Source organism: Pseudomonas sp. ABa2, from assembly GCF_056676075.1.
This window is the reverse complement of record NZ_CM155239.1, coordinates 1,342,265-1,360,133: the sequence shown is the minus strand read 5'-3', so window position 1 is coordinate 1,360,133 and position 17,869 is coordinate 1,342,265. Positions and strand designations below refer to the sequence as shown.

Sequence of the window (17,869 nt, the reverse complement as noted above, 5' to 3'; positions counted from 1 at the left end):
CACTCGACGATAAAAACACGTATGGTGTGCCCACTGTGCTGCATGTGTCACCGCGAATCGCTACTAGATGCCTAGATCTCGATCCAAACATCGTCCGACTCCTAGTACTCGTTGCACTCAGTCCCGGCCTGGGCTTTTCCAGGGCTGTTATTACTTTTGTTAGGAGACATCACATGTCCAATCGTCAGACTGGCACCGTTAAGTGGTTCAACGATGAGAAAGGCTACGGCTTCATCACCCCGCAATCCGGTGACGACCTGTTCGTACACTTCAAAGCCATCCAGAGCGATGGTTTCAAGAGCCTGAAAGAAGGCCAGCAAGTGACTTTCGTGGCCACCCGTGGTCAGAAAGGCATGCAGGCTGAGGAAGTTCAGGTTGTCTAACCTGAGCTGACCCGCTTGAAAAGAGCCCCGCCTAGTGCGGGGCTTTTTTATGGCCAGAAGAAATACCGGCCAATGGGAGACGACTGCAGGAATGCCAGAGGAGGCATGGCGATTCAGATCAGCCCCCCCTCCCGCCCCTCGGGCACCCTCTCCCATAAATGGGAGAGGGTCATCAGAAGGCCGCTTTCAGTCGTCGCTGATCTCGATGCTCGGCATCGCCGGCTGGCCGGCCTGGGCGATGCGCGCGCCGACCTTGCGCGCCAGGTCCTGGTAGATCATGGCGATCTGGCTTTCCGGATCGGCGATGGTGGTCGGCTTGCCGTCGTCGGCCTGCATGCGGATGGCCATCGACAGCGGCAGGGACGCCAGCAGCTCGACACCGTATTGCGCCGCCAGCTTCTCGCCGCCACCCTCGCCGAACAGGTGCTCGGCATGGCCGCAGTTGGAGCAGATGTGCACGGCCATGTTCTCCACCACGCCCAGCACCGGGATATGCACCTTGCGGAACATCTCCACGCCCTTCTTGGCATCCAGCAGGGCCAGGTCCTGCGGCGTGGTGACTATCACGCTGCCGGCCACCGGCACCTTCTGCGCCAGGGTCAGCTGGATGTCACCGGTGCCCGGCGGCATGTCCACCACCAGGTAATCCAGGTCGTTCCAGGCGGTCTGGGTGATCAGCTGCAGCAGCGCGCCGCTGACCATCGGCCCGCGCCAGACCATCGGCGTGTTGTCGTCGGTGAGAAAGGCCATGGACATCACCTGCACGCCATGCGCCTCGAGCGGCACGAACCACTTCTGTTCGCGCACCTGCGGCCGCGTGCCTTCGGCGATGCCGAACATGATGCCCTGGCTGGGGCCGTAGATATCGGCGTCGAGAATGCCCACCCGCGCGCCTTCGCGGGCCAGGGCCAGGGCCAGGTTGGCCGCGGTGGTGGACTTGCCCACCCCGCCCTTGCCCGAGGCCACGGCGATCACGTTCTTCACCCCGGCCAGTGCCGGCACCTGGGCCTGGCCCTGGTGCGACTCGATCAAGCAATCGACCTGCACCCGTGCACTGTCGACGCCATCGAGGCTCTCCAGCGCCATCTGCAGCATCTGCGCCCAGCCGTTCTTGAACAGCCCGGCGGCGTAGCCCAGCTGCAGACGCACATTGACCTGGCCACCCTGGATCTCGACCTCGCGCAGACAGCCGGCGCTGACCGGGTCCTGGTCCAGATGGGGGTCGGTGAACCGACGCAGACAGGCTTCGACCGCTTCGCGGGTGACGGCACTCATGCAAGAACTCCAAGAACAAGGCAGGGCAGAAACAGGCGCCCATCATAGCAGCAGCGCCATCGGGCGATGGAGCACGGCGCTTTTCCGTGGCGCAGGTAGCTTGAAGCTTGTCGCTTCCCTTATAGTTGCCGACTTCCCTCGTTTTACCAGTGCAGCCGATCACCATGACCGAAGCCCGCAAGATTCTCGTTACCAGCGCCCTCCCCTACGCCAACGGCTCGATCCACCTCGGCCATATGCTCGAGTACGTGCAGACCGACATGTGGGTGCGCTTCCAGAAACTGCGCGGCAACCAGGCGATCTACGTGTGCGCCGACGATGCCCACGGCTCGGCCATCATGCTGCGCGCCGAGAAGGAAGGCATCACCCCCGAGCAGCTGATCGCCAATGTGCAGGCCGAACATACCGCCGATTTCGCCGACTTCGGCGTGGACTTCGACAACTACCACTCGACCCACTCGCAGGAGAACCGCGAGCTGTCGGCGGCGATCTACCTCAAGCTGCGCGACGCCGGGCATATCGCCACCCGCTCGGTGACCCAGTACTTCGACCCCGAGAAGGGCATGTTCCTCGCCGACCGCTTCATCAAGGGCACCTGCCCCAAGTGTGCGGCCGAGGACCAGTACGGCGACAACTGCGAGAAATGCGGCGCCACCTACGCCCCCACCGAGCTGAAGGACCCGCGCTCGGCGATCTCCGGCGCGGTGCCGGTACTCAAGGACTCCAAGCACTTCTTCTTCAAGCTGCCGGACTTCGAGGCCATGCTCAAGCAGTGGACCCGCAGCGGCAGCCTGCAGGAGGCGGTGGCCAACAAGATCGCCGAATGGCTCGACGGCGGCCTGCAGGAATGGGACATCAGCCGCGATGCGCCCTACTTCGGCTTCGAGATTCCCGACGAGCCGGGCAAGTACTTCTACGTCTGGCTGGACGCACCGATCGGCTATATGGCCAGCTTCAAAAATCTTTGTGCGCGCCGCCCGGAGCTTTCCTTCGACGCCTTCTGGAACAAGGATTCGACCGCCGAGCTGTATCACTTCATCGGCAAGGACATCGTCAACTTCCACGCCCTGTTCTGGCCGGCCATGCTCGAAGGCGCCGGCTACCGCAAGCCCACCGCGGTCAATGTGCACGGCTACCTGACGGTGAACGGGCAGAAGATGTCCAAGTCGCGCGGTACCTTTATCAAGGCCAGGACTTATCTCGATCACCTGAACCCGGAATACCTGCGCTACTACTACGCCAGCAAGCTGGGTCGTGGCGTCGATGACCTCGACCTGAACCTCGAGGACTTCGTGCAGAAGGTCAACTCCGACCTGGTCGGCAAGGTGGTCAATATCGCCAGCCGCTGCGCGGGCTTTATCCACAAGGGCAACAATGGGGTGCTGGTCGCCGCCAATCCCGAGCCCGAGCTGTGGGCCGCCTTCCAGGCCGCCGCACCGAGCATCGCCGAGGCCTACGAGGCGCGCGACTTCTCCCGCGCCATGCGCGAGATCATGGCCCTGGCCGACCGCGCCAACGCCTGGATCGCCGACAAGGCGCCCTGGGCGCTGAACAAGGTGGAAGGCAAGCAGGCCGAAGTGCAGGAAATCTGCGCCCTGGGCGTCAACCTGTTCCGCCAGCTGGTGATCATGTTGAAACCCGTGCTGCCGAAACTGGCCGCCGACGCCGAAGCCTTCCTCAATGTCGCCCCGCAAACCTGGGCCGACCTAGCGCTGCCGCTGGCCAACCACCAGCTCAACCCGTTCAACCCGCTGCTGACCCGTATAGAGCCCGCGAAGATAGACGCCATGATCGAAGCCTCCAAGGAAGACCTCGCCGCAGAAAGCGCCAAGCCTGCCGGTAACGGCGAGCTGACCAAGGACCCGCTGGCCGCCGAGATCGCCTTCGACGCCTTCGCCGCCGTCGACCTGCGTATCGCCCTGATCGAGAAGTGCGAGTTCGTCGAGGGCGCCGACAAGCTGCTGCGGCTGTCACTGGATATCGGCGACGCCAAGCGCAACGTGTTCTCCGGGATCAAGTCCGCCTACCCGGACCCGAGCAAGCTGGAAGGCCGCCTGACCCTGTACGTGGCCAACCTGGCGCCGCGCAAGATGAAGTTCGGCGTGTCCGAAGGCATGGTGCTGGCCGCCGGTCCCGGCGGCGAGGAAATCTACCTGCTCAGCCCGGACAGCGGCGCCAAACCGGGCCAGCGCGTCAAGTAAGCGCCAGCTAGGCTTATAGGCGTCGAACAAGCCGGCCAATGCCGGCTTGTTTGCTTCTGCGCGCTTCCCGATAATAAGCGCCCTTTTTCTATGGCCTTTTCGAGCACAACGGCAACCCGATGACCGAACTCGTCCTGATCATGGTCAGCGCCATCCTGGTCAATAACTTCGTGCTGGTGCAGTTCCTCGGCCTGTGCCCCTTCATGGGCGTGTCGAAGAAGATCGAGACGGCCATCGGCCTGTCCCTGGCCACCACCTTCGTGCTGACCCTGGCCGCCATGTGCAGCTACCTGGTGCAGCAGTACGTGCTCAGGCCGCTGGACCTGGAGTTCCTGCGCACCATCAGCTTCATCCTGGTGATCGCGGTGACCGTGCAGTTCACCGAGATGGTGGTGAACAAGACCAGCCCGCTGCTGTACCGCGTGCTGGGCATCTTCCTGCCGCTGATCACCACCAACTGCATCGTTCTCGGCGTGGCCCTGCTCAACGCCAACAAGGCCGAGTTCACCTTCGTCACCGCCACCGCCAACGGCTTCGCCGCCGGCCTGGGCTTCTCCCTGGTGCTGGTGCTGTTCGCCGCCATGCGCGAGCGCATCGCCATCGCCGACGTGCCGAAATCCTTCCAGGGCGCGGCCATCGGCATGATCACCGCGGGCCTGATGTCGTTGGCGTTCATGGGCTTTACCGGGTTGATCAAGCTATGAACCTGGTTCTCGTCGCCGTCCTCGCCCTGCTCGGCCTGTGCCTGCTGGCCGGCGCCATCCTCGGTTTCGCCGCGGTGCGCTTCAAGGTCGAGGGCGACCCCATCGCCGAGCAGATCAACGCCCTGCTGCCGCAGACCCAGTGCGGCCAGTGCGGCTACCCTGGCTGCAAGCCCTACGCCGAGGCGATCGCCGGCGGCGACAAGATCAACAAGTGCCCGCCCGGCGGCGAGGCGACCATCGCCGCCTTGGCCGATCTGCTCGACGTCGAGCCCGAGCCGCTGGACGCGGTGGAAGGCGAGAAGCCGCAGATGGTCGCCTATATCCGCGAGGCCGAGTGCATCGGCTGCACCAAGTGCATCCAGGCCTGCCCGGTGGACGCCATAGTCGGTGCGGCGCGGCAGATGCACACGGTGATCGTCAGCGAATGCACCGGCTGCGACCTGTGCGTGGAGCCCTGCCCGGTGGACTGCATCGACATGCTCGAAGTGGGCGGCAGCGTACAGAGCTGGAAATGGGACAAGCCGCTGGCGCCCGGCCAGTTGATCGCCAGCGACCGGGAGCAGGCGGCATGAGCGCGCAAGAGCGTATCTGGGATATCCCCGGCGGCATCCATCCGGCCGAGCGCAAGGAACTGTCCAACCGCACCCCGATCCAGCAGGCGCCGTTGCCGGCCCGCCTGAGCTTGCCGCTGGGCCAGCATATCGGCGCCGTCGCCGAGCCTTGCGTGGTGGTCGGCGAGCGGGTGCGCAAGGGGCAGAAGATCGCCGAGGCCACCGGTTTCGTCAGCGCGCCGCTGCATGCGCCGACCTCCGGCACGGTCAGCTTTATCGGCCCGCAGCCCTACCCGCATGTCTCCGGCATGCTGGCGCCGGCCATCGTCATCGACAGCGACGGCCTGGACGAGTGGATCGAACTGACCCCGCATCCCGACTACCGGCATATGGACTCCGCCGAACTGCTGGCGCTGATCCGCGACGCCGGCATCAGTGGCCTGGGCGGCGCGGGCTTCCCCACCGCGGTGAAGCTCACCGCGCGGCCGACGCAGAAGATCCACACGCTGATCATCAACGGCACCGAGTGCGAGCCCTATATCACCGCCGACGACTTGCTGATGCGCGAACGCGCCGCTGAGCTGGTTTCCGGCATCGATATCCTGGTGCAGCTGATCCAGCCCGAGCAGGTGCTGATCGGCATCGAGGACAACAAGCCCGAGGCCATCGCCGCGGTGCGCGGTGCCTGCAGCGAGCGCAGTTACCAGGTGCGGGTGTTCCCCACCAAGTACCCCTCCGGCGGCGAGAAGCAGCTGATCCAGATCCTCACCGGCGTCGAGGTGCCCAGCGGCGGACTGCCGGCCGATATCGGCATCCTCTGCCAGAACGTCGGTACCTGCGTGGCCGTGCACGAGGCCGTGGTGCACGGCAAGCCGCTGATCTCGCGCATCACCACCCTCACCGGCGAGGCCCTGGCGCGCCCGGGCAACGTCGAGGCGCTGCTCGGTACGCCAGTCGGCGAGCTGCTGCAGTTCGCCGGGCTCGACCGGAGCAAGCTCAATCGCCTGATCATGGGCGGACCGATGATGGGCTTCACCCTGCCCAGCCTCGAGGTGCCGCTGATCAAGACCGCCAACTGCCTGCTGGCCAGTACCGCCGCCGAGCTGCCGCCACCGCCGCCGGCGCTGCCCTGCATCCGCTGCGGCGAATGCGCCGAAGCCTGCCCGGCCAGCCTGCTGCCGCAGCAGCTGCACTTCTTCGCCCTGGGCCAGGAGCATGAGCAGCTCAAGGCGCACAACCTGTTCGACTGCATCGAGTGCGGCGCCTGCGCCTACGTCTGCCCCTCGAGCATTCCGCTGGTGCAGTACTACCGCGCGGCCAAGGCGGAAATCCGCGAGCTGGAACAGAAGCAGCTCAAGGCCGAGCACTCCAAGCAGCGCTTCGAGCAGCGCCAGGAACGCCTGCGCCGCGCCGAGGAACAGAAGGAAGCCGAGCGCAAGGCCCGTGCCGAGAAGGCCGCCCGCGCCAAGGCGGCGCAGGCCGAGGCGCCGCCGGCTGCCGCCGCCCCGGCCGACGAGGCGCTGAAGAAACTCAAGATCGAGGCCAGCATGGCCCAGGTTGCGCTGAAGAAGGCGGAAAAACAGCTGGCAGCCCACGACACGCCGGAGCTGCAGGCGCAGGTCGCCGAGCTGCGCACCGCTGCCGAAGCCGCACAGAAGGCCCTGGCCGACGCACAAGCGGCTGCCCCTGCCCCGGCGCCCAAACCGGCCGGTGACGATGCGCTGAAAAAGGCCAAGATCGACGCCGCCATGCTCAAGGCCCAGCTGCGCAAGCTGGAAAAGATCGAGACCCCGGACAACGACCAGCAGGCCGAACTCGCCCGTGTGCGTCAGCAACTGGAAGCAGCCGAGAAGGCCCTGGCCAGCCTGGAAAGCCAGACGCCCGCACCGGCCGCTAAACCGGCCGGCGACGAAGCGCTGAAAAAGGCCAAGATCGACGCCGCCATGCTCAAGGCCCAGCTGCGCAAGCTGGAGAAGATCGAAAACCCGGACGACGACCAGCAGGCCGAAATCGCCCGTGTGCGCCAGCAGCTGGAAGCCGCCGAGAAGGCCCTGGCCAGCCTGGAAAGCCAGACGCCCGCCCCCGCCGCCAAGCCGGCCGGCGACGAGGCGCTGAAGAAGGCCAAGATCGAAGCCGCCATGCTCAAGGCCCAGCTGCGCAAGCTGGAAAAGATCGAAAACCCGGACGACGACCAGCAGGCCGAACTCGCCCGCCTGCGCCAGCAGCTGGAAGCCGCCGAGAAGGCCCTGGCCAGCCTGGACAGCCAGGCGCCCGCCCCCACCGCCAAACCGGCCGGCGACGAGGCCCTGAAAAAAGCCAAGGTCGAGCTGGCGATGAAGCGTGCCGAACTGAAGAAGGCCGAGAAGACCGGCGCCGACGAAGCCGCACTGCAGCCGCTGCGCGATGCCTTGGTCGCCGCCGAGCAAGCCCTGCACGCCGCCGAGGCGGCCTCGGACAAGCCGGCGCCGGAGCTGGTACGCCGCGAACGCCCCGGCGTGGACGAAACGCTGAAAGCCCTGAAAACCGAAGTGGCCTTCGCCCGCGCCGACCTGCGCAAGCTGGAACGCGACGACAACGCCGCCAGCGAGGCGCTGGAACAGGCCCGCACGCGCCTGGCCGAGGCCGAACGCCAACTGGCCGAATACCAACCCTGATATCCGCCCCGAACGCAATCCGGGGACAAACACCACACCCGACAGCGCAGCGACAGCAACGACCGGAGCGCCAATGGCCCTGCCCCGCATCACATCGCCCCACGCCAAGGGCAGCAATCGCACCCAGCAGGTCATGCTGCAGGTGCTGCTGGCCACGGTGCCGGGCGTTCTCGCCCTGACCTGGCTGTTCGGCGCAGGCACCCTGTTCAATCTGATCCTGGCCAGCCTGTTCGCCCTGGCGTTCGAGGCGGCGATCCTGGCCGCGCGTCAGCGTCCGCTGGCGTTCTTCCTCAAGGATTACAGCGCCCTGGTCACCGCCGTGCTGCTGGCCCTGGCGCTGCCACCCTACGCGCCCTGGTGGCTGACCCTGGTGGCGGTGGGCTTCGCCATCGTCTTCGGCAAGCAGCTCTACGGCGGCCTTGGGCAGAACCCCTTCAACCCGGCCATGCTCGGCTACGTGGTGGTGCTGATCTCCTTCCCGGTGGAGATGACCAGCTGGCCCGTGCCGCATGGCGTCGCCCTGCTCGATGGCCTGCAGCACATCCTCGGCATCGCCGCGCTGCCCGACGGCTGGGCCCAGGCCACCGCGCTGGACGCGCTGAAGGTCAACAAGAGCCTGACCATGGACGAGCTGCGCGCCGCCAACCCGGCCTTCGGCCACTTCGGCGGCGCCGGCAGCGAGGCGGTCAACCTGGCCTTTCTCGCCGGCGGCCTGTACCTGCTGCACAAGCGCATCTTCAGCTGGCACGCGCCGGTCGGCATGCTCGGCGCCCTGGCCGTGATGAGCCTGCTGTTCTGGAACGGCAGCGGCTCGGACTCCAACGGCTCGCCGCTGTTTCACCTGCTCAGCGGCGCCACCATGCTCGGCGCCTTCTTCATCGTCACCGACCCGGTGTCCGGCGCCACCAGCAACCGCGGGCGCCTGGTGTTCGGCATCGGCGTCGGCGTGCTGGTCTACGTGATCCGCGCCTGGGGCGGTTACCCGGACGCAGTGGCCTTCGCCGTGTTGCTGATGAACCTGGCCGCACCGACCATCGACTACTACACCCGGCCGCGCAGCTACGGCCACCGCAAGCCCAATAGCGGCTTCAAGCTGGGAGAATGAGCATGCTGCCGGAAATCAGCCGCTCGATGCTGAAGAACGCCCTGGTGCTGGGTCTGTTCGCCATCGCCACCGTCGGCAGCGTGGCCCTGTTGCAACAGGCCACCGCCAGCCGCATCGCCGCCGCCGAGCGCGAGGCGCAGGTGCGCGCCCTGGGCGAGATCCTGCCGGCCGGCAGCTACGACAACCACCTGCTGGACAACCGCATCGAGGTCAACGCCCGCGAACTCGGCCAGCGCAGCCCGCAGTCGGCCTACCTGGCGCTCAAGGACGGGGCGCCCAGCGCGCTGATCCTGCCGGTCACCGCTCCGGACGGCTACAGCGGCGCCATCCACCTGCTGGTCGGCATCTTCGCCGACGGCCGCCTGGCCGGCGTGCGCGTGCTCGGCCACAAGGAAACCCCGGGGCTGGGCGACAAGATCGAACTGGCCAAGAGCCAGTGGATTCGCAGCTTCGACGGCAAATCCCTGAGTAACCCCGGCGCAGAGGGCTGGGCGGTGAAGAAGGATCGCGGCGAGTTCGACCAGTTCGCCGGTGCCACCATCACCCCGCGCGCGGTGGTCAAGGCCGTGCACGGCGCCCTGCAGTATTTCGACGCACACCGCGCCCAGCTGCTGGGCCTGGCGGAGGACGCGCAATGACCAGCTACCGCGAGATCACAATCAACGGCCTGTGGAAGAACAACCCGGCGCTGGTGCAACTGCTCGGCCTCTGCCCGCTGCTGGGGGTGAGCAACTCCACGGTCAACGCCCTCGGCCTGGCGCTGGCCAGCGCGGTGGTGCTGGTGTGCTCCAACACCGCGGTGTCGCTGGTGCGCGGCGTGGTCAACACCGCCGTGCGCCTGCCCGCCTTCGTCATGATCATCGCCGCGCTGACCACCTGCATCGAGCTGCTGATGCAGGCCTTCACCTACGAGCTGTACCAGATCCTCGGCATCTTCATCCCGCTGATCACCACCAACTGCGTGATCCTCGGCCGCGCCGACGGCTTCGCGGCGAAGAACGCCCCGCCGCGCGCCGCCTACGACGGCCTGATGATGGGCCTGGGCTTCGGCGCGGTGCTGGTGCTGATCGGTGCCGCCCGCGAGCTGCTCGGCACCGGCGCCCTGCTGGCCAATATGCACCTGCTGTTCGGCCCGGTTGCGGCCGACTGGCAGATCACCCTGGTCAGCGACTACAAGGGTTTTCTCCTGGCCATCCTGCCGCCGGGCGCCTTTATCGTCCTCGGCCTGCTGATCGCCGGCAAGAACCGCATCGACCAGGTATTGGCCGAGCGGGCCAAGGCCGCCGCCCCCGAGGCGCCCGCGCCAAGCCGTCGCGTGCGAGTGACCGGAGTGATCGAGTGAACGCCGCCAAACGCCTGGAAATCTTCCGCCGTCTGCACGAGGACAACCCGGAGCCGAAGACCGAGCTGGCCTACAGCACGCCCTTCGAGCTGCTGGTAGCCGTCACCCTGTCGGCCCAGGCCACAGACGTCAGCGTCAACAAGGCCACCGCCAAGCTGTTCCCGGTCGCCAACACCCCGGAGGCCATCCATGCCCTGGGCGTCGAAGGGCTTAGCGAGTACATCAAGACCATCGGCCTGTACAACAGCAAGGCGAAGAACGTCATCGCGGCCTGCCGCATCCTCATCGAGAAACACGGCAGCCAGGTGCCGGACAACCGCGAGGACCTCGAAGCCCTGCCGGGCGTCGGCCGCAAGACCGCCAACGTGGTGCTCAACACCGCCTTCCGCCAGCTGGCCATGGCGGTGGACACCCATATCTTCCGGGTCAGCAACCGCACCGGCATCGCCCCCGGCAAGAACGTGCTGGAGGTGGAGAAGAAGCTGCTCAAGTTCGTGCCCAAGGACTATCTGCTCGACGCCCACCACTGGCTGATCCTGCATGGCCGTTACGTCTGCACCGCGCGCAAACCGCGCTGCGGCGCCTGCCGCATCGAGGATCTGTGCGAGTACAAGGCGAAGACCTCGGACGATTGATCGACCATTGATCTGGGCGATCATCCGATTGAAAAAATCTTTTTTACCCGCTCTATTTTTGCCGCTATAAGGTGCGCAAATGGCCCCGGAGCCTGGAGTGGAACATATGAGCACTGACAAAGAAGACCTCGAACTGGACGAAGACTTTGTCGCGGAAGAATCGGACGATGCCGAGCCTGCGGTGGAAGTCGCCAAGACCAACCTGACCAAGCGCCGCATCATCGACAACTTCCTCGAAGAGCGACGCCTGCACAAGCAGCTGGCCGAGTACGACTTCGACATCTGAAGGTCGAGTCGGATAAAAAAAGCCCCGCACAATGCGGGGCTTTTTCGTGGCGGCGATAACCTCAGTCCTTGCGCGACGGCGACAGCAGCTCGATCTTGTAGCCGTCCGGATCTTCCACGAAAGCCAGGATGCTCGAACCGTGCTTCATCGGCCCCGGTTCGCGGGTGATCTTGCCGCCGCGCGAGCGGATGTCCTCGCAGGCCTTGTAGACGTCGGCCACTTCCAGGGCGATATGGCCGTAGCCGGTGCCCAGCTCGTAGCTGTCCACGCCCCAATTGTGGGTCAGTTCGATCACGCTGTTGTGCGCCTCGTCGCCGTAACCGACGAAGGCCAGGGTGAACTCGCCGTCCGGGTAGTCCTTGCGGCGCAGCAGGGTCATGCCCAGCACTTCGGTGTAGAAGGCGATGGATTTGTCCAGGTCGCCGACGCGCAGCATGGTATGCAGCAGTCTCATCAGGTTTCTCCTCAGCGATTGGCCGTGATCTCGGCTCTAAAAAGAAACCCCGGCTCGTGGCCGGGGTTCCTCTGACACGGTGCAAGCAGTCTATCAGATCAGCTTGCGGCCCTTGCCGGCGGCGATGCGCATGCGCAGGGCGTTGAGCTTGATGAAGCCGGCCGCGTCCTGCTGGTTGTAGGCGCCGCCATCTTCTTCGAAGGTGGCGATATTGGCGTCGAAAAGCGAGTCGTCGGACTTGCGCCCGGTGACGATGACGTTGCCCTTGTACAGTTTCAGGCGCACCACGCCGTTCACGTTGGCCTGGGAGGCGTCGATCATCTGCTGCAGCATCAGACGCTCCGGGCTCCACCAGAAACCGTTGTAGATCAGGCTGGCGTATTTCGGCATCAGCTCGTCTTTCAGGTGGGCCACTTCACGGTCGAGGGTGATCGACTCGATGGCGCGGTGGGCGCGCAGCATGATGGTGCCGCCGGGCGTCTCGTAGCAGCCGCGCGACTTCATGCCGACATAGCGGTTTTCCACGATGTCCAGACGGCCGATGCCGTTGGCGCCGCCAATGCGGTTCAGCTCGGCCAGCACCTGAGCCGGCGTCATGGCCTTGCCGTCGATGGCGACGATGTCACCGGCCTGGTAGGTCAGCTCGATATAGGTCGGTGCGTCCGGAGCTGCCTCAGGCGAGACAGTCCATTTCCACATGTCTTCTTCGTGCTCGGTCCAGGTGTCTTCCAGCACGCCGCCCTCGTAGGAGATGTGCAGCAGGTTGGCGTCCATGGAGTACGGCGACTTCTTCTTGCCGTGGCGCTCGATCGGGATGGCGTGCTTCTCGGCGTAGTCCATCAGCTTCTCGCGCGACAGCAGGTCCCACTCGCGCCAGGGGGCGATGACCTTCACGCCCGGCTTCAGTGCGTAGGCGCCCAGCTCGAAGCGCACCTGGTCGTTGCCCTTGCCGGTGGCGCCGTGGGAGATGGCGTCGGCGCCAGTCTCGTTGGCGATCTCGATCAGGCGCTTGGCGATCAGCGGACGAGCGATGGAGGTACCCAGCAGGTACTCGCCTTCGTAGATGGTGTTGGCGCGGAACATGGGGTAGACGAAATCGCGGACGAACTCTTCGCGCAGGTCGTCGATGTAGATTTCCTTGACGCCCATCGCCTGGGCCTTGGCACGGGCCGGCTCGACCTCCTCGCCCTGGCCGAGGTCGGCGGTGAAGGTCACCACTTCACAGTTGTAGGTATCTTGCAGCCACTTGAGGATCACCGAGGTGTCCAGGCCACCGGAATAGGCCAGAACTACCTTTTTGACGTCCGCCATGCCATCACTCCACGGGTTGTACGGTAAAACCCGTGATTCTACTGACCCTGCGGGCCAATTTACAGGGGCGCGACAGCTTGTGACGACGAAGCGACGCCGTTTTTCGCCTCAGGACGGCGTGCTGCCGGCCGGATCGGCCGGGGCGCTCGGCGCAGCGTCAGGCGTCGTGCTCGGTGGCGCGACCTCGGCCGGCGGCAGGCGCTCCAGGCGCAGGGTGGCGCGGCGGTTCTTGGCGCGGTTGGCCTCGCTGTTGTTGGGTGCCAGCGGGTAGCGCTCGCCATGAAAACGCAGGGTGATCTGCTCCACCGGCACACCGCCGGCCACCAGGTACTCCTGCACCGCCAGGGCGCGGCGGCGCGACAGGTCGCGGTTGGTCAGGCGGTTGCCGCTGTTGTCGGCGTGACCGTCGATCTGGAAGCTGTTGATGCTGGGGTCGGCCTTGATGAAGTCGAGCACGATGTCCAGCTTGGCGCGGGCCATGCCGTCCAGCTCGACACCGCCGCCGGGAAAGCCTATCTGCGCCTGGCGGATCTGCTCGAAGTTGACCGGCAGCAGCTTGGCCGTGCAGGCCTGGTAGTCTTCGTAGGCCTTGTGGAACTTCACCGGCAGCAGGCGCACCTCGAGGCTATCGCCGCCGTTGAGGGTGCGGTGGCGCACCAGCGGGCTGCGCCCTTCCAGCAGACCGGTGAGCAGCCGCGCGCCCTGCTCATGGGAGCTATTGAACGGTACCTCGCCGTTGCCGACGCTGACCACGCCCAGGTGGATGTCGCCGCGCCCCGGTTGCCAGGGCGCTGCCGCCGCCAGCAGGGTCGCCGAGCCGGCGCCGAGCCAGCGTTCACGCGCCTTGAGGCGGAAGGTCACCTGCTCGCCGGCACGGCGCACGAACTCGCCGCTGCCGAACTGACTGATCGGCTGGCTCAGGCGGCACTCGAACTGATCGCCCTCGACCTTCCATTCCACCTGTTCCAGGCGGGTCTGAAAGCTGACGGCGTGCGCCGGCAGGCTCAGGGCCAGGCCGGCCAGCAGACAGGGAAGGACAAGACGGGGCTGGCGCACGACGGGCTCCACGAATACACGGTTCTCCCTAGGTATCGGTGCCTTGGCGAAAAACTGTAGGGGCGAATTGCTTCGCGCACCGCTCGTGTCGGCACGCAAAATCCGCCGGCGCGACGTCGTCCGTCCCGCCCACAGCGCATTTTCCGGCGGTTTCCGGTAGCATTCCGCTCACGTTTTACCCGCCTGGAAGCCCCCATGTCCGACCGCCTGACTCTCCTGCGTCCCGATGACTGGCACATTCACCTGCGCGATGGCGCGGTGCTGCCGCACACCGTCGGCGACGTCGCGCGCACCTTCGCCCGCGCCATCATCATGCCCAACCTGGTGCCGCCGGTACGCAACGCCGCCGAGGCCGACGCCTACCGCCAGCGCATCCTGGCCGCGCGCCCGGCCGCCAGCCGCTTCGAGCCGCTGATGGTGCTCTACCTCACCGACAACACCAGCCCCGAGGACGTGCGCCAGGCCAAGGCCGCCGGCTTCGTCCACGCCGCCAAGCTGTACCCGGCCGGCGCCACCACCAACTCCGATTCGGGCGTGACCAGCATCGACAAGATCTTCCCGGTGCTGGAAGCCATGGCCGAGGTGGGCATGCCGCTGCTGGTGCACGGCGAGGTGACCCGCGCCGAGATCGACGTGTTCGACCGCGAGAAGGCCTTTATCGATGAGCACCTGAGCCGTGTGGTCGAGCGCTTCCCCACGCTGAAAGTGGTGTTCGAGCACATCACCACCCGCGACGCGGTGCAGTTCGTCGAGGCCGCGCCGGCCAACGTCGGCGCCACCATCACCGCCCATCACCTGCTGTACAACCGCAACCACATGCTGGTCGGCGGCATCCGCCCGCACTTCTATTGCCTGCCGATCCTCAAGCGCAACGTGCATCAGGAAGCCCTGCTCGACGCCGCCGTGAGCGGCAGCCGCAAGTTCTTCCTCGGCACCGACTCGGCGCCGCACGCCAAGCACGCCAAGGAAGCCGCCTGCGGCTGCGCCGGCTGCTACACCGCCTATGCCGCCATCGAGCTGTATGCCGAGGCCTTCGAGCAGCGCGGTGCGCTGGACAAGCTGGAAGGCTTCGCCAGCTGCCACGGTCCGGACTTCTACGGCCTGCCACGCAACAGCGACTCGATCACCCTGGTGCGCCAGGACTGGACAGCCCCGGCCAGCCTGCCGCTGGGCGAGCAGACGGTGATCCCCCTGCGCGCCGGCGAAACCCTGCGCTGGAAGCTGCTGGAGGGCCAGGCGTGAGCGAAGAGCATTACGACGACGAACTCGATCCCAGCCTGCCGTCCGGCCCGCGCACGCCCATGGCGGCGCGCTTTCGCGGCTACCTGCCGGTGGTGGTCGACGTCGAGACCGGCGGTTTCAACTGCGCCACCGACGCCCTGCTGGAGATCGCCGCAACCACCATCGCCATGGACGAGAGCGGCTTCCTCTACCCGGATCACACCCACTTCTTCCGCATCGAGCCCTTCGAAGGCGCCAATATCGAGGCGGCGGCGCTGGAGTTCACCGGGATCAAGCTGGATCACCCGCTGCGTATGGCGGTGAGCGAGGAGCACGCCCTCGGCGAGATCTTCAAGGGCCTGCGCAAGTCGATCAAATCGGCCGGCTGCAAGCGCGCCATCCTGGTCGGCCACAACAGCAGCTTCGACCTGGGTTTCCTCAACGCCGCGGTGGCCCGTTGCGGCATCAAGCGCAACCCCTTCCACCCCTTCTCCAGCTTCGACACCGCCACCCTGGCCGGCCTCGCCTACGGCCAGACCGTACTGGCCAAGGCCTGCCAGACCGCCGGCATCGAGTTCGACGGCAAGGAGGCGCACTCGGCGCGCTACGACACCGAGAAGACCGCCGAGCTGTTCTGCGGCATCGTCAACCGCTGGAAGGAAATGGGCGGCTGGGACGAATTCGACCAGTAAGCCGTTGCGCGGCAATCAGTCCCCACCAGAAACCGGCCTCGCGCCGGTTTTTTGCCGATGCCCCATCGCGTCTGGCCGCCCGGCCTCGCAGGCTGCAGCCCAGTGATGCGCACCACCCGCCGCGGCCACTCGACCCTTTTGCCTGCTGCCGGCCGTCGCCAGGCGCAGTCAACAACTCTTCCGGATTTTTTCTGGCCGCGGCCGCCACGACGGCAACCGTTCGTCAGCCAGCCAGGTCTCTAGCGCGGGCATTTGCAAGAGTTCTTTGACAAGCATTCTCATTAACATTAGTATCCGTCGCATCAAACAGATCCACCAAGACGAGCCTTGCTTATGTACGTCTGCCTCTGTGAAGGTGTCACCGATACGCAAATCCGCGACGCGGTCTATGAAGGCTGCTGCAGCTACCGTGAAGTGCGCAGCACCCTCGGCATCGCCAGCCAGTGCGGCAAGTGCGCCTGCCTGGCCAAGCAGGTGGTCCGCGAAACCATCGGCGAAGTGCAGAGCAGCCAGGCCGCCCTGGCCTACCCCGCCGGCTTCGTCGCCGCCTGAGTCAGCCCGCTCGCATAAGAAACCGGATCGGCGATCCGGTTTTTTTATGCCCTGCCATCCCTGGTACGCCCGCCAAGGCCGCTGAAAACGCGCCCCCGCAACCCGGATGCAATCCGGGGCAGGCGTCCCGATTGCATGCGGCATACGCCAGGCCAATAAAAAACCGGATCGAGGATCCGGTTTTTCGTTGGGGCGAAGAACCTTGGACTCAGCGATAAGCCTCGAACAGCCCCGTCGCCCCCATGCCGCCGCCAACGCACATGGTAACGATGCCGTAGCGCAGCTGGCGGCGCTGCAGCTCGCGCACCAGATGGCCGACCTGGCGCGAGCCGGTCATGCCGAAGGGGTGGCCGATGGAGATGGAGCCGCCGTTGACGTTGTACTTGGCGTTGTCGATCTCCAGCTTGTCGCGGCAGTACAGGCACTGCGAGGCGAAGGCTTCGTTGAGCTCCCACAGGTCGATGTCGTCGACCGTCAGGCCTTTGGCCTTGAGCAGCTTGGGCACCGAGAACACCGGGCCGATGCCCATCTCGTCGGGCTCGCAGCCAGCCACAGTAAAACCACGGAAATACGCCTTGGGCGTCAGGCCCAACTCGAGCGCTTTCTCCAGGCTCATCACCAGGGTCATGGAGGCGCCGTCGGACAGCTGCGAGGCATTGCCGGCGGTGACGCTGCCGGCCGGATCGAAGGCCGGCTGCAGCGCGGCCAGGGATTCGAGGCTGGTGTCCGGGCGGTTGCAGTCGTCCGCCTCGACCACGCCGTCGACGATCCGCTTCTCGCCGCTGGCCTTGTCCTCGACCTGGTACTTCACCGCCATCGGTACGATTTCGTCGGCGAACAGCCCCTCGGCCTGGGCGCGGGCGGTGCGCTGCTGGCTCTGCAGGGCATAGGCGTCCTGGGCCTCGCGGGTGATGCCGTAGCGGTTGGCGACGATCTCGGCGGTCTTGCCCATGGGGTAGTAGATGCCGGGGTTGTCCTTTTGCAGCAGCGGGTTGAACAGCTGGTCCATGTTCATGCTTTTCAGGGTCATGGTGATGGACTCGACGCCACCGGCGACGATGATCTCGCTGCAGCCGGAGGCCACCTGGTTGGCGGCGATGGCGATGGCCTGCAGGCCCGAGGAACAGAAGCGGTTGAGGGTCATGCCCGCCACCGGGTTGCCCAGGCGCGACAGCACCGCGACGTTGCGGCCGATGTTCATGCCCTGCGCGCCCTCGTTGGAGCCGGCGCCGACGATGCAGTCGTCGACCTGCTTCGGATCGATGCCGTTGCGCACCAGCAGCGCGTCGACGCAGTGGGCGGCCATGTCGTCCGGCCGGGTCAGGTTGAACTTGCCGCGAAAGGACTTGGCCAGGCCAGTCCGCACGCTGTCGACTATCACCACTTCACGCATGACGCACCTCGTTGTTATTGGATGGAGGATATGGCGAAGATAAATCCGTCCGAT

18 protein-coding genes are annotated in these 17,869 nt (G+C 65.9%); 13 read left to right on the top strand and 5 right to left on the bottom strand.

The window, feature by feature from the left end:
- Positions 1–173: 173 nt before the first annotated feature.
- Positions 174–383: a cold-shock protein gene (locus AC1G9C_RS06520; protein ID WP_004423761.1), complete on the top strand. Its 210-nt coding sequence runs from the start codon at positions 174–176 to the stop codon at positions 381–383.
- 186 nt (positions 384–569) lie between these two features.
- On the opposite strand, the gene apbC is transcribed toward AC1G9C_RS06520, so the two are convergent.
- A complete protein-coding gene (gene apbC, locus AC1G9C_RS06515) occupies positions 570–1,658 on the bottom strand; it encodes an iron-sulfur cluster carrier protein ApbC (RefSeq protein ID WP_021446087.1) in 1,089 nt (362 codons plus the stop codon).
- Positions 1,659–1,822: 164 nt separating this feature from the next.
- On the opposite strand from apbC, the gene metG reads away from it, so the two are divergent.
- From metG to AC1G9C_RS06470, 9 genes are all read left to right on the top strand, one after another.
- The gene (gene metG, locus AC1G9C_RS06510; protein ID WP_480409739.1) at positions 1,823–3,859 is read left to right on the top strand and encodes a methionine--tRNA ligase; all 2,037 of its coding nucleotides are present in this window, start codon (positions 1,823–1,825) and stop codon (positions 3,857–3,859) included.
- Between the two features lie 119 nt (positions 3,860–3,978).
- Complete coding sequence (gene rsxA / locus AC1G9C_RS06505) at positions 3,979–4,563, top strand: electron transport complex subunit RsxA (RefSeq protein WP_457787695.1); 585 nt, start codon at positions 3,979–3,981, stop codon at positions 4,561–4,563.
- Positions 4,560–5,135, top strand: a complete 576-nt coding sequence (gene rsxB / locus AC1G9C_RS06500; RefSeq protein ID WP_021446090.1) for an electron transport complex subunit RsxB — start codon at positions 4,560–4,562, stop codon at positions 5,133–5,135. The genes rsxA and rsxB overlap by 4 nt, the downstream gene beginning before the upstream one ends.
- Positions 5,132–7,768, top strand: a complete 2,637-nt coding sequence (gene rsxC, locus AC1G9C_RS06495; RefSeq protein ID WP_480409738.1) for an electron transport complex subunit RsxC — start codon at positions 5,132–5,134, stop codon at positions 7,766–7,768. The genes rsxB and rsxC overlap by 4 nt, the downstream gene beginning before the upstream one ends.
- A gap of 73 nt (positions 7,769–7,841) precedes the next feature.
- Positions 7,842–8,873 carry an RnfABCDGE type electron transport complex subunit D gene (locus AC1G9C_RS06490; protein WP_480409737.1) on the top strand — a complete coding sequence of 344 codons (1,032 nt, stop codon included), beginning with the start codon at positions 7,842–7,844 and terminating at the stop codon, positions 8,871–8,873.
- Between the two features lie 2 nt (positions 8,874–8,875).
- Positions 8,876–9,511: an electron transport complex subunit RsxG gene (gene rsxG / locus AC1G9C_RS06485; protein ID WP_031302995.1), complete on the top strand. Its 636-nt coding sequence runs from the start codon at positions 8,876–8,878 to the stop codon at positions 9,509–9,511.
- Complete coding sequence (locus AC1G9C_RS06480; protein ID WP_021443588.1) at positions 9,508–10,215, top strand: electron transport complex subunit E; 708 nt, start codon at positions 9,508–9,510, stop codon at positions 10,213–10,215. The genes rsxG and AC1G9C_RS06480 overlap by 4 nt, the downstream gene beginning before the upstream one ends.
- Positions 10,212–10,850: an endonuclease III gene (nth, locus tag AC1G9C_RS06475; RefSeq protein ID WP_021443587.1), complete on the top strand. Its 639-nt coding sequence runs from the start codon at positions 10,212–10,214 to the stop codon at positions 10,848–10,850. Before AC1G9C_RS06480 ends, nth begins: the two co-directional genes overlap by 4 nt.
- A gap of 106 nt (positions 10,851–10,956) precedes the next feature.
- The gene (locus tag AC1G9C_RS06470; RefSeq protein WP_017677837.1) at positions 10,957–11,136 is read left to right on the top strand and encodes a PA3496 family putative envelope integrity protein; all 180 of its coding nucleotides are present in this window, start codon (positions 10,957–10,959) and stop codon (positions 11,134–11,136) included.
- Positions 11,137–11,197: 61 nt separating this feature from the next.
- Here the strand turns inward: AC1G9C_RS06470 and gloA are convergent, their stop codons facing one another.
- The 3 genes from gloA to AC1G9C_RS06455 all read right to left on the bottom strand — a co-directional run bounded on the left by gloA (position 11,198) and on the right by AC1G9C_RS06455 (position 13,957).
- Positions 11,198–11,590, bottom strand: a complete 393-nt coding sequence (gene gloA, locus AC1G9C_RS06465) for a lactoylglutathione lyase (RefSeq protein ID WP_021443586.1) — start codon at positions 11,588–11,590, stop codon at positions 11,198–11,200.
- A 93-nt stretch (positions 11,591–11,683) separates the two neighbouring features.
- Positions 11,684–12,901: an argininosuccinate synthase gene (locus AC1G9C_RS06460; protein ID WP_021443585.1), complete on the bottom strand. Its 1,218-nt coding sequence runs from the start codon at positions 12,899–12,901 to the stop codon at positions 11,684–11,686.
- Between the two features lie 108 nt (positions 12,902–13,009).
- The gene (locus tag AC1G9C_RS06455; RefSeq protein ID WP_480409736.1) at positions 13,010–13,957 is read right to left on the bottom strand and encodes a flagellar protein MotY; all 948 of its coding nucleotides are present in this window, start codon (positions 13,955–13,957) and stop codon (positions 13,010–13,012) included.
- Positions 13,958–14,152: 195 nt separating this feature from the next.
- Between AC1G9C_RS06455 and pyrC the strand changes: the two genes are divergently transcribed.
- From pyrC to AC1G9C_RS06440, 3 genes are all read left to right on the top strand, one after another.
- Positions 14,153–15,199, top strand: a complete 1,047-nt coding sequence (pyrC, locus tag AC1G9C_RS06450) for a dihydroorotase (protein WP_480409735.1) — start codon at positions 14,153–14,155, stop codon at positions 15,197–15,199.
- The gene (gene rnt / locus AC1G9C_RS06445) at positions 15,196–15,870 is read left to right on the top strand and encodes a ribonuclease T (RefSeq protein WP_021443379.1); all 675 of its coding nucleotides are present in this window, start codon (positions 15,196–15,198) and stop codon (positions 15,868–15,870) included. Before pyrC ends, rnt begins: the two co-directional genes overlap by 4 nt.
- Before the next feature lie 333 nt (positions 15,871–16,203).
- Positions 16,204–16,422: a bacterioferritin-associated ferredoxin gene (locus tag AC1G9C_RS06440; protein ID WP_021443380.1), complete on the top strand. Its 219-nt coding sequence runs from the start codon at positions 16,204–16,206 to the stop codon at positions 16,420–16,422.
- 208 nt (positions 16,423–16,630) lie between these two features.
- Here the strand turns inward: AC1G9C_RS06440 and AC1G9C_RS06435 are convergent, their stop codons facing one another.
- On the bottom strand, positions 16,631–17,815 hold the full coding sequence (locus AC1G9C_RS06435; RefSeq protein ID WP_122108710.1) for a thiolase family protein: 1,185 nt from the start codon (positions 17,813–17,815) through the stop codon (positions 16,631–16,633).
- Positions 17,816–17,869 lie beyond the last annotated feature (54 nt).

Excerpts from the sequence above, each read along its gene's own strand:
- AC1G9C_RS06480 (WP_021443588.1), top strand. The coding sequence starts at position 9,508 with ATGACCAGCTACCGCGAGATCACAATCAACGGCCTGTGGAAGAACAAC.
- rsxA (WP_457787695.1), top strand. The coding sequence starts at position 3,979 with ATGACCGAACTCGTCCTGATCATGGTCAGCGCCATCCTGGTCAATAAC.
- rsxB (WP_021446090.1), top strand. The coding sequence starts at position 4,560 with ATGAACCTGGTTCTCGTCGCCGTCCTCGCCCTGCTCGGCCTGTGCCTG.
- AC1G9C_RS06470 (WP_017677837.1), top strand. The coding sequence starts at position 10,957 with ATGAGCACTGACAAAGAAGACCTCGAACTGGACGAAGACTTTGTCGCG.
- AC1G9C_RS06460 (WP_021443585.1), bottom strand. The coding sequence starts at position 12,901 with ATGGCGGACGTCAAAAAGGTAGTTCTGGCCTATTCCGGTGGCCTGGAC.
- metG (WP_480409739.1), top strand. The coding sequence starts at position 1,823 with ATGACCGAAGCCCGCAAGATTCTCGTTACCAGCGCCCTCCCCTACGCC.
- AC1G9C_RS06520 (WP_004423761.1), top strand. The coding sequence starts at position 174 with ATGTCCAATCGTCAGACTGGCACCGTTAAGTGGTTCAACGATGAGAAA.
- AC1G9C_RS06490 (WP_480409737.1), top strand. The coding sequence starts at position 7,842 with ATGGCCCTGCCCCGCATCACATCGCCCCACGCCAAGGGCAGCAATCGC.
- pyrC (WP_480409735.1), top strand. The coding sequence starts at position 14,153 with ATGTCCGACCGCCTGACTCTCCTGCGTCCCGATGACTGGCACATTCAC.
- gloA (WP_021443586.1), bottom strand. The coding sequence starts at position 11,590 with ATGAGACTGCTGCATACCATGCTGCGCGTCGGCGACCTGGACAAATCC.
- AC1G9C_RS06435 (WP_122108710.1), bottom strand. The coding sequence starts at position 17,815 with ATGCGTGAAGTGGTGATAGTCGACAGCGTGCGGACTGGCCTGGCCAAG.
- rsxG (WP_031302995.1), top strand. The coding sequence starts at position 8,876 with ATGCTGCCGGAAATCAGCCGCTCGATGCTGAAGAACGCCCTGGTGCTG.
- apbC (WP_021446087.1), bottom strand. The coding sequence starts at position 1,658 with ATGAGTGCCGTCACCCGCGAAGCGGTCGAAGCCTGTCTGCGTCGGTTC.
- AC1G9C_RS06440 (WP_021443380.1), top strand. The coding sequence starts at position 16,204 with ATGTACGTCTGCCTCTGTGAAGGTGTCACCGATACGCAAATCCGCGAC.
- rsxC (WP_480409738.1), top strand. The coding sequence starts at position 5,132 with ATGAGCGCGCAAGAGCGTATCTGGGATATCCCCGGCGGCATCCATCCG.